This is a genomic window from Synechococcus sp. H60.3, from assembly GCF_047462295.1.
Classification (GTDB): domain Bacteria; phylum Cyanobacteriota; class Cyanobacteriia; order Thermostichales; family Thermostichaceae; genus Thermostichus.
The window spans coordinates 1-10,402 of record NZ_JANSIY010000093.1; the positions used below are offsets into that span (position 1 = coordinate 1).

Annotated in this window: 11 protein-coding genes; 8 read left to right on the top strand and 3 right to left on the bottom strand. The window is 58.6% G+C overall.

Annotated features, from left to right (window positions below; all coding sequences use genetic code 11):
• Positions 1-146: 146 nt before the first annotated feature.
• The 3 genes from murG to NW841_RS09860 are packed head-to-tail and all read right to left on the bottom strand — an operon-like array spanning position 147 to position 2,655.
• Positions 147-1,235 carry an undecaprenyldiphospho-muramoylpentapeptide beta-N-acetylglucosaminyltransferase gene (murG, locus tag NW841_RS09850; protein ID WP_414386223.1) on the bottom strand — a complete coding sequence of 363 codons (1,089 nt, stop codon included), beginning with the start codon at positions 1,233-1,235 and terminating at the stop codon, positions 147-149.
• 5 nt (positions 1,236-1,240) lie between these two features.
• Positions 1,241-2,239, bottom strand: coding sequence for a photosynthesis system II assembly factor Ycf48 (locus tag NW841_RS09855; RefSeq protein WP_414377721.1), 999 nt, complete (start codon positions 2,237-2,239; stop codon positions 1,241-1,243).
• Positions 2,239-2,655: a rubredoxin gene (locus NW841_RS09860; RefSeq protein ID WP_414364300.1), complete on the bottom strand. Its 417-nt coding sequence runs from the start codon at positions 2,653-2,655 to the stop codon at positions 2,239-2,241. Before NW841_RS09860 ends, NW841_RS09855 begins: the two co-directional genes overlap by 1 nt.
• Positions 2,656-3,000: 345 nt before the next feature.
• Between NW841_RS09860 and NW841_RS09865 the strand changes: the two genes are divergently transcribed.
• From NW841_RS09865 to NW841_RS09900, 8 genes are all read left to right on the top strand, one after another.
• Entirely contained in the window at positions 3,001-3,411 is a 411-nt protein-coding gene (locus NW841_RS09865) for an FHA domain-containing protein (RefSeq protein WP_414364298.1), read from the top strand.
• Positions 3,412-4,215: 804 nt separating this feature from the next.
• Complete coding sequence (locus NW841_RS09870; protein ID WP_414386224.1) at positions 4,216-4,758, top strand: FHA domain-containing protein; 543 nt, start codon at positions 4,216-4,218, stop codon at positions 4,756-4,758.
• Positions 4,759-4,903: 145 nt separating this feature from the next.
• A complete protein-coding gene (locus tag NW841_RS09875; RefSeq protein ID WP_414386225.1) occupies positions 4,904-6,919 on the top strand; it encodes an FHA domain-containing protein in 2,016 nt (671 codons plus the stop codon).
• A gap of 57 nt (positions 6,920-6,976) precedes the next feature.
• Positions 6,977-7,429: a hypothetical protein gene (locus NW841_RS09880; RefSeq protein WP_414362169.1), complete on the top strand. Its 453-nt coding sequence runs from the start codon at positions 6,977-6,979 to the stop codon at positions 7,427-7,429.
• 276 nt (positions 7,430-7,705) lie between these two features.
• Positions 7,706-9,061, top strand: coding sequence for an acetyl-CoA carboxylase biotin carboxylase subunit (gene accC / locus NW841_RS09885; protein WP_414366862.1), 1,356 nt, complete (start codon positions 7,706-7,708; stop codon positions 9,059-9,061).
• 93 nt (positions 9,062-9,154) lie between these two features.
• Positions 9,155-9,310, top strand: a complete 156-nt coding sequence (locus tag NW841_RS09890) for a hypothetical protein (RefSeq protein WP_414366868.1) — start codon at positions 9,155-9,157, stop codon at positions 9,308-9,310.
• 84 nt (positions 9,311-9,394) lie between these two features.
• Positions 9,395-10,141, top strand: a complete 747-nt coding sequence (locus tag NW841_RS09895; protein ID WP_414386226.1) for a tyrosine-type recombinase/integrase — start codon at positions 9,395-9,397, stop codon at positions 10,139-10,141.
• 63 nt (positions 10,142-10,204) lie between these two features.
• Positions 10,205-10,402: Uma2 family endonuclease (locus NW841_RS09900; RefSeq protein WP_414366871.1), on the top strand; the 198-nt coding region annotated here is incomplete at its 3' end.

Sequence of the window (10,402 nt, forward strand, 5' to 3'; positions counted from 1 at the left end):
CCGCAGCGGGGCGGAGGGACATTCTTGACACTCCTCCACTAAAGTCGGGGGATTCTTACGCAGTCCATAAACGAACTTACAAAGGCACTGTCAAGACGCCTCTACACAGTTCCCTGCAGCAGAGCCCCAAGGTTCTGCTGGGGGAGTTAACGGGCAGAATCTCGGCAGATCTTCTGGAGCAGGTGGGCAACTGCCTTGCTGGCAGCGGGAAGAGCTGTCGCCTTCAAGTTGGCGGCCATTTGGGCAACCAGCTGGGGCTGAGCCAGCCAGGCCAGCGCCGTCTGCCGCAGCAAGGCTAGATTCTCCTCAGATTCTCGCATGACCACTCCCCCACCCCGTTCCACAAAGGCCAGGGCGTTGTGATACTGATGGTCTTCGGCGGCAAAAGGATAGGGGATCAAAATGGCGGGGGTGGCGGTGGCCCACAACTCTGCCAGGCTGAGGGCGCCAGCTCGGCTGATGGCAAAAGTTGCCCGCTGCAGCAGGGCCGCCACATCGGTGCGGAAAGGAAAAGCGCGGTAGCGGGGATGGGAAGGGATCCCAACCTCACTGCCGCCGGTCAAATGCACAATCCAGGCCCCTGCCTCCAACCAGGCCGGGGCACAGGCGGCCACCATGCGGTTCAGGCCCCGTGCCCCCTGGCTTCCCCCCATCACCACAATCAAAGGATCCCCCTCCGGAATTGGCAGATCCGCGGGCAAGGGCTGGGGCTGATAGAACTCCGATCGCACCGGCGTGCCCACCACGCAGGTGATCGCCCCTGGCAAATGCTCTGCCGTTTCCGCCATGCCCAGGGCCACCAGCCGACAAAATCTCCCCAGCCAGCGGGTCACCTTGCCCGGAAGGCAGTTGGACTCATGTAGCAACACCGGCACCCCCAGCGAGCGAGCCGCCAAGATGGTCGGGGCGGCGATGTAGCCGCCGGTGGTCAGTACAGCGTCAAACCGTCCTTTCCTAAGGATCCGCTGCACCTGCAGCGTTGCCCATGCCAACTGACCCAGGGATCCCAGCTTCTGCCAGGGGGATCCCTGCCAGCCGGACATGGCCACTCGGTGCAGCGGGTAGCGATCCGGCACCAGCTTCGCCTCCAGCCGCTGCGGCACCCCCAGCCACTCAATCTGCCAGGTGGGCAACTGCTCGACAACGGCCAGCGCCGGAAAGATATGTCCTCCCGTTCCGCTGGCCGCAACCAACAGCCGCAGAGGTGAAGCTGTGTCCCTGGCGCGTGTGCTCACCCGTGTTAGGAGCCGTTGAGATCAACGTAGCGCAGGAGAGTACCCCGCTGCCCGAGGATAAACCCTTGCTCCGGGCCGAAAAACTCAATGCTGTAGAAATTGGCGGGAATGTTGCTCAATTGCTTGGCCTGCTCCCAGGTTTTGCCGCCATCGGGGCTATGGATGAGGGTAGCGCCGCCGCCTACCACCCATAAGTCGTGGTCGTTCTGGTAGGCCGCATTCAGATAGCCAAAGCTGAGGGCTCGCCCAGGGCGCAACGGCTTGGACCACTCGCCGGAGGTGAAGTCGTCCGTGAAAGCAATCTCCGCCCCTTGGTTCAATTTCCAGGCGCTGCCGTTGGGGCCAAAGCCCATGTTCTGAATGCGGCGAGAGCTTTCCCGTGGATACGGCTTCCAGGACCGACTTTCGGGGGTGTAGAGAAAGTAGAAGCTGCCCCGCGATGACACGGCCAGATACTCTCCTCCTGGGCCGCGGGCAATGTTTTTAATTGCCCCAATCGGTTCTTCTACCTGGGCATGCCAGGTCTGTCCCCCATCTTCTGTGCGGTAGATGGCCCCCACATTGGTTACCATCTCAGCAGCCCCAGGCCCCAGGGCTTGGATCAGGAGCGGCTCCCCCGGCAGTTGGTTGCTGAGGCGGATGGAAGTCCAGTCGGATCCCTCGTTGAGCGTGTGGAGGAGGATCTTCGGCTGCCCCACCACCCAGCCTTCTGCTCCAGCAAAGCTAATCGAGCTCAGGTAGGCTTCCGGCTCCAGTGCCGTCAGCTTGCGCACCTGCCAGTGGAGGCCACCATCCTGAGACTCCAACAGCGTCGCTTTATCGCCCACCAGCCAGCCATGAGAAGGGTTGGTGCCGGTGAAAGCAATGTCCAGCAGGATGTTCTGGGTGGGCACCTCGACTTGTTGCCAGGGCACCACCTTCATGTCTGGCATCCGCGCCGCCATCAGCAAGAGAGAGAAGGCAGCCAGCAGCACCAGTCTCCAGAGCTTAAGCATCTTGGCCATCACTCGACGAAGTAGAAACTCATCAAAAACAAAAATCCCAGCGCCAATCCCAAGAAGATGAGTAGGTTCTTTTGGGCAGGGGTCATTACATTGACCCCCAGGCCGTAGCGCAAGTTCTCTTGAAAACCGGAAGGCTTGCCCTTGGCGCCCACCGCTTGAAACAGGCGCTTGCCGGCGCGGCACACCGGACATCTCCAGTCGGCAGGCAGCTCCTCAAAGGGCACACCTGCCGGGATCCGATTGAGCTGATCCCCCTTGGCCGGCTCGTAAACATAGCCACAAGAGCGACATTCATAGCGCTGCATGCGCATGGGATCGCCAACCTGCGCATCGGCTTCATCTTCCGGCAACTCGATTAGCTTCGGTACCCTGGAGGGCTTGGGCGGGTTGACGGGATCCGGTTGCGAGCCATTCATGGTCTGGGAGGCATTTGCATCACCAGATCTTATTATGAGAGGAATTGTTACAAAAATCTACTCGGCCTTCTGATCCTTTCCTCAAAGCACCGATTGCCAACTCGGGGGGCGGGGAGATTTTGCAGAGTTAAAAACAGCCACGAGATGGGATCCCCTGGGACTCCGTCTTGAACAGGGGCCTACCTGGCCTATCTCTTGACACCTCTCCGGCAGCGTCAAGGAACGTCGTCTCACTCGCCAGCGGGGCGAAGGGGTCTGCCAGACAAACCGGCCAGGGTTCACGCCTTGGATCCCATGCTATGTTTTGACTATCCTATTCCCATGTTGTGCCAGTGGGTGTCCGCCATGACCACGCCCCCTCGCCGACCTACCCTCAACCACGTGTTGATCGTCAAGGATCGCCACGGGCCAAAGGCTTACTGGCTGACAGCCGAGCTCTATTCCCTGGGGCGGGATCCGAGCAACAGCATCCGCATCGACTCCCAATACGTCTCCCGCCACCACGCCATTTTGGTGAAGACCGAATCTCCCTCCTCTCCCGATGGGTTTACCTACCAAATCATCGATGGAGACATCCATGGCACGCCCAGCACCAACGGCCTCTACATCCGGGGGGAGCGGGTGGAGTTTCGCGATCTCGAGGACGGAGACGAGATCCAGTTTGGCAACGACGCTACTGCCACCTACTCCCTGCAAGCTCAGGATTTGGACAGGATTCTCTCCACCTTTGAAAATACCCAGATCGTTGGCCTGTGAGAGCCGATTCATCAGTTGGGGGGGAAGGCGGTGGCGGGGTCATTGACTCTTTGCAACGCAGCAGCTCTTGGATGAAAAGGCTGTTGGCCTGCTGGCGCGAACGGTGAGGGGGGCGCTGCCTGCCAACGTGGAATAGAGAGGCTGTTACTGGCTAGCAGGCGCTACCCAGGTCTGCAAGCTGGCTTCAACTCCAGAGCAGGCGACCAAGAGGGGCCTACGGCTTGCTGCGCGAAAGAGGCCACCCTGCAAGCCCCCGCTGCTACTGGCACCCACACCAACCCATAGGCCAAGCGGGAAAGCGTCAGCCCTGTCTGTATCCAAAACCAGGTGTCAATCCGGCTTGTGAGTGGGAGGGGATGTGGACTCCGACGCAGCCAAGGGGATTTCCCTAGCTGGGGCTGCTACAGGCCAGACTAGAAGTTCGTGGCTGGGTTGCTAAAAGCCCTCCGTTTTAGCTGTGGGCTAGTTTACGTTTGGTGGAGTGCTTTGAAAACTGTTTGGCCAGAGGTGTGAAGAACACAAAACATGCATCCTCCGGGGATCGCTGGAAATTTACAGCTCTAGGCTCCATGGCGGGGAGCGCTTGGGTAGTGTTTCAAGCGGAAAGGCAAAGAGATGTAATTCGGAAAACCTAACTCAGGTGATCTCAATCAGCACGAGCCTCTGTTCAAGAAGATAGGTTACAGTTAACCAAAGGGATAACAATTTTGACGAAAAAGACATCTTTTCCTTTCTAAGCTGACTTTTTGATAGGCTGAGGTCGATCACAGGGAACGGAGGCGTTGAACCGTGGAGCATGAAATCGTGTATCAACTAACCCTGGAATGGGTCGAGGCCGACCGGCGCCGATCTCAAACGGTGTCGCCCGTCCTCGGCAAGCTGGTTACCATCGGGCGGGATCCCGGCTGCGATGTGGTGCTCAACGACCCAACTCGCTCGGTCTCAGGAATCCATGCCGGGCTTTATCTCGATCCCAAAACTCTCAAGTTTTACATTCGCAACTTGACCCGGGATCGTTTGCCGCCTAAGCAACCCAACCCCATTTGGGTGAATGGCCGAAAAATCATTCAGGAAGAGCCTGCGCTCGAGGCCAATAGCCAAATTCAATTGGGGCGTATTGTGCTGAGCATAAAATCCATAGAGGTTGCCGGAAAAGATCAAGGGGTTTCTCTGAACCGCGGGACTTTGGGCACCCTCAAGGTTAAGTGCAGCCGCCTGGAAAACCCTCACTACCTGCCCCCGGAATATCAGGGCCAAAATTGCCCCTATTGCGGACATTTGGTCTTAAGTGCTTCGCTGGTGATCCCTCCTCCAGAGGCTGACAGAGCCCCGCGATCTCCTGCCTAGAGAACTAAACCGTTCCATTTTTCTCTTGGAGCCCAGCAGTTGAAAAAGGGATCCCAAGCCAAGTCCATGGTGACTCATGAGATTACATTGTTCTGTGTTGTTCTCGATTGAGTCATTTTTACCTTTACAGAGGTGAACAAAAGCCATGCAAATTCAACTAAGCTGGGAAGATCCCATTACCGAAGAACAGCAAGAGCTGATTTTTCCATTGCCTCTTGCCTTGGGCAGAGAGCTGGCCCAACTGCCCCAGGAATGGCAGGGGCAAGAAGTGGCCCGGGCGGTGTTTGCTAGCCGGGAGATCTCCCGTTACCACGCCCTTATCTATCTCGGTGAGGATGGTCAGGTCATCTACGAGGATCGCAGTGCCAACGGCAGCCGCATCAATGGGGAAAAAATCCGACAAGCACGCCGGGTGCTGCAGGGCGGGGAAGTGGTGGAGCTCGGCCCCTACAGCATCACCGTCAGTTTGCTGAGGGATCCCAACGCCACCCTATTGCTCGGCACCCCCACCCTTTTGCTGGAGCCCCGCACCGACCTCATTCGCCCGGCCACCCAACCCGACACCGCACTTGAGGTTCCCCCAGCTTCCACAGTGGTTTTCGCCCCGGAGGAACTTCCCGAGGTGCGGGCCAGATCCGACTTCCCCCCACCGGACTTGTTCCGAGCTAAGCAAATTGCCCTGAGTGCCCTCAAAGCCACTGGCCTACCTGTGGAGGAGACCCTCTATTTGGCTTTGGGCGGTGGTATTGGCAGCTTTGCTTGGGTGGATACCCTGCGCATTTATGGAGTCAGATCCGAACATATCCGCGTCATCAGCATTGCCCGTAAACCCTACGAACGCTATGAACGGCTGTTGACCAACTGCCAGATCCCCCGCTGGAAGCGAATTCGCTCTGGCTCCGATTCTTGTCCGGACAACATTTGGGGCTGGCCCGGCTATGCCTTGCGAGAGGCCTGGCGCTCTTTTTTCTCTGGCCGATTGTTGGAAGCACTCGGCTTTTTGTGGCAGGTCTTTAGTGAGCCTTTGTTGGCAGATACCTACACACCGCTGGCAGGGAATGTATTTGCCTCGATGGATCGGGAATCAGCTCGCATTGGCTGGGATCAAATGCTTTGCTACGGCCATATTCGCGCCGTTCGCAAAACGGAGGATGGGCGATACGTAGTAGCCTATTCGGCAACGCGGCCCGGCCATACAGATCACCGCTTTATGGTGGCCAAGTACGTGCATTTGGCAACTGGGTACCCAGCCATCAGACTGCTCAACGATCTGCAAGAGTTTCGGGAAAAAACTGGCGATCTAAAGTCGGTGGTACACGGCTACGAGCCCCATGATCACGTTTATGAGCAATTGGAAAAACAAGGCGGCACCGTTTTGATGCGGGGGTTCGGGATCGTCGCTTCTCAGGTGCTGGAGCGCCTCTACGAAGCCCGCAAAGTCAACCCTCGCATCTCGGTGGTGCATCTGAGCCGTGCGCCCAAGAGTGGCAATCGCTTCGGACGGGCCAAACGAGTAGTGGAGAACCATTGGGAGTTTCAGCCCTTCAACTGGCCCAAGGGCACTTGGGGTGGGGTTCTGCGCGCCAAATTGGAAGCAGCAACCCCCCTGGAACGGCGCGAACTACTGGAAGCCTGGGGCGGCACCACAACGGCAAGTCGGCGCAGGTGGCGGCGGATTGTGCGGCAAGGGCTGCAGGAGGGCTGGTACTCGATTGTCTTTGGCAAGGTGGAATCGGTGGTTCTCGGCGACAAAGGCAAGCCGGTAACCTACATTCGAGGTACCCACAACAACATTCAATTGAAGGTGGAAGCCGATTTTGTTATCGATTGCACGGGCTTGGTTTCGGATCCCATGACCAATCCCCTCCTCAATGATCTGATTACCCACTACAATCTGCCCCTCAATCCCCATGGACGCCTACATGTTTCCAACGATTTTGAGCTGGTGGAGATGCGCAACGGGGATGGACGGATGTACGCTGCCGGGATCATCACCTTAGGTGGACCCTATGCGCCGGTGGATACGTTTTTGGGCCTGCAGTACTGTGCCCATCGATCGGTGGAGCACTTGGCTCGGCTGGGGGCACCAGGGGTTAAAGGTCTAGAAGGGATCCGCTCCCTGTGGCAGTGGTGCAAGTGGGCCTTGAACCTCAGCCCTTAGCCTTTGAACTGAAGCCAAACGAACTAACGATTTGGGCCAACGAAACTGGAGGAAACCATGACACCCACTCTCATTGGCCGTTGGCAAACCCGCATTTTTTTACTGGCTACTGTAGGTGTTTTAGCGACTTTGCCTTTTTACTTTGGACTGACTGGACATAGAGGCAGCCTTACCTATTTTTGGGTGCTGTTCTACGTAGGTTTGTTTGGCTGTGTTTGGGATGTTGTCTATAACTACCTGATGGGGTGGAGGTGGGATCACGATTGGCCTGGGATTCTGCAGCTTTTGGCCGGCATTTGGGAAGGGCTTTTCTTGGGCACAGTCCTGAGTCTGGTGGGCCTTCCCCATATTCCAAGCCAACGGTTTGACCTGGGCGACTTTATTCTCCACTACAGCGTGGTCTGGGTTTGCCTTTACCTCAGCGCTTGGGTGGTGATGCGGATTTTGTTTCCCCGCTGGCGCTTTCGCGGCGGAGAGTGGCTGGGGCCATGGCCTCGCTCCGACAACTAGAGAAACCAGAGTTTTGCCCCCCGCAAGCCTGTACTCTGATGGCTCGCACCCAGATCAACCTCTACCTGGAGATCCTTTGCGCCCCTGGGATCCTGCTGAAGCCGGATCCCTGCCGCCTCAGCTCCAGCTAGGGTGTCGGCTGGATTGACCAGATGTGGGATCCCCATCTGGATCCTTCCGTCTGCTTGCCATAGTAGGATCAGCACCTGCGTACCCTACCTTGCACGGACCGCTGGTCTTTAGCGGCCGAGATTTTTCTAACCTCAAACGCCCCTCATGCCGCCCATCACCAAGATCCTGATTGCCAACCGAGGCGAGATTGCCCTGCGCATCATCCGCACCTGTCAGGAAATGGGGATCCGCACCGTGGCCGTCTACTCCACTGCGGATCAGAACTCGCTCCATGTCCAACTGGCGGACGAGGCCGTCTGTGTAGGGGATGCCCCGGTGGCCAAAAGCTACCTCAACATTCCCAACATCATCTCGGCAGCCCTTACCCGCGGCGCCAATGCTATTCATCCGGGCTACGGGTTCTTGGCGGAGAATGCCAAGTTTGCCGAGATGTGTGCCGACCACAACTTGATCTTCATCGGCCCCTCGCCAGAGGCGATGCGCAAAATGGCCGACAAAGCCACGGCCCGCGAGACTATGCAAGCGGTGGGCGTGCCGACCGTGCCCGGCAGCCGCGGCTTGATCACCTCTGATGAAGAAGCAGTGAAGCTGGCGGAGAAAATCGGTTACCCCGTGATCATCAAAGCCACTGCCGGCGGCGGGGGGCGGGGCATGCGGGTGGCCAGAGATGCCCAAGAATTGCTGAAGATGATGCGCACTGCCCAGGGGGAAGCCCAGGCGGCCTTTGGCAATGGCGGGATCTACCTGGAGAAGTTTATCGAGCGCCCCCGCCATGTGGAGTTTCAGATCTTGGCCGACAGCCACGGCAATGTGGTGCACCTGTACGAGCGGGATTGCTCAATTCAGCGGCGGCACCAAAAGCTGCTGGAAGAGGCCCCCAGCCCGGCTTTGACCACGAGCTTGCGCGCCCGCATGGGAGCAGCAGCGGTGAAGGCAGCCAAGGCAGTGAACTACGTGGGGGCGGGCACGGTGGAGTTTTTGCTGGATAAAAACGGCCAGTTCTACTTCATCGAGATGAACACCCGCATCCAGGTGGAGCATCCGGTTACCGAGATGGTGACGGGGCTGGATTTGATTGCCGAGCAAATTCGCATCGCCCAAGGTCAACCTCTGACCTTTCGCCAGAAGGATGTGGAACTGCGGGGCCATGCCATCGAGTGCCGCATCAACGCCGAGGATCCCAAGCAGCAGTTTCGCCCTTGCGCGGGCACCATCAGCGCCTATTTGCCCCCTGGGGGGCCGGGGGTGCGCATGGACTCCCACATTTACACCGACTACACCATTCCCCCCTACTACGATTCGCTGCTGGGCAAGCTGATCGTCTGGGGGCCCAACCGGGCGGCAGCTATCCGCCGCATGCAGCGGGCACTGGGGGAATGCGCCATCACCGGCGTGCCCACCACGATCCCTTTCCACCAGCAGATCCTGCGCCACGAGGCTTTTTTACGGGGCGAAGTGTACACGGATTTCATCACCCAACACCTGCTGCCCAGCCAGTAGCAATCCAATCAGAAGTCGTTTGGGATCCCGCTTTGAACTGCGGCTTGCCGGAAGTTAGAGTTAAGGGTGAGTTGAGGGTTGCTGGTCTTGCAGATGAGGGATCCCTGGCCCGACTCGGTTCAACAGGCCCATCTCCAGCGTCAGTCGAGCTGCCCTGTGCCCAGCCTCAGCCAGTTGGTGCTGCAATTTTTGCAGGAGCGGGATCTGGCCCCAACCAGCCGCCGCACCTACCGCATTGCTCTGGAGTAGTTTGCCAAAACTTGCCCGGTGCCGCTGGGACAGGTGCAGCCGTCCCACGTTCAGTCTTTTTTAAACAGCTTGAGGGGGCGTCCGTTGCGCAACCGTTCGGGCCAGTGGATCCATCCGCCTGCCTCTCCCGCTACCTACAACCTGAAGCGGCTGGCGCTGCAACAATTTTTTGAATGGGCCAGCCAGCGAGGCTACTTTCCGGATCCCTTGCCCACCCAGGCCATTCGACCTGCCCGCCTGCCCGCTCGTCTGCCTCGCGACCTGGATCGGCTGTTGTTGCAGCGGGTTCTGCAGCGGGCCCAGACCCATTCTCTGCGCTACGCAGCCTTGATCCGCCTGCTGCTGGAGTGCGGCCTACGGGCGCGGGAGCTGTTGGACTTGACGGTGCAGGATTTTCGGATCAGCCCTGAGGGATCCCTGTTGGAGGTGCGCTGTGGCAAGGGAAGTAAACCCCGCGCTGTGGCGGTCGGGGATCCCCTCTCCGAGCTGCTGCAACAATATCTAAGCCAAGAACGGGGCCCGTGCGCGCCGACGGATCCCTTGTTTGTCTCCCAATCCCGCTGCCCGGCCTACCGGGGTCGTCCCCTCACCTACGATGGCCTACGTCATATTGTGCTTAAGCTCACCGAGCCTGAGCCGGGCCACCAAACCCCCCACCAGTTTCGCCACAGCTTTGCCACTCTGCTGCTGGATCGCGGCGTTGCCCCTGAGCCTATCCAGCACTTGCTGGGCCATACGACTGCTGCCATGACGATGCGCTACACCCAGCGGGCCAACTTGAGAGCAGCTATTGCCCGTTCCCGCGCGATCTTGGATCAGGGCTTGATCTAGGGATCCCTTGTTGTGCCCTGGCCCCTATTTTGTTTGTAGTAGGGAAGGGAATGCTTGCAAGGGGTGACCGAGCTGCCCACCGGCTTTTTGGAGGGTGCTCCGGAGCTGGCAGTTGAAGTACTATCTGCCAGCAACACCGTAGAAGAAATCGGGGGGAAGATTGCCGAGTACTTCGAGAACGGTGCCCCCCTGGTCTGGGCCGTTAGCCCAACTCAGCGCTGTTTGACGCCCCCACCGTCTACAGGCGGGGGATTCTTAACG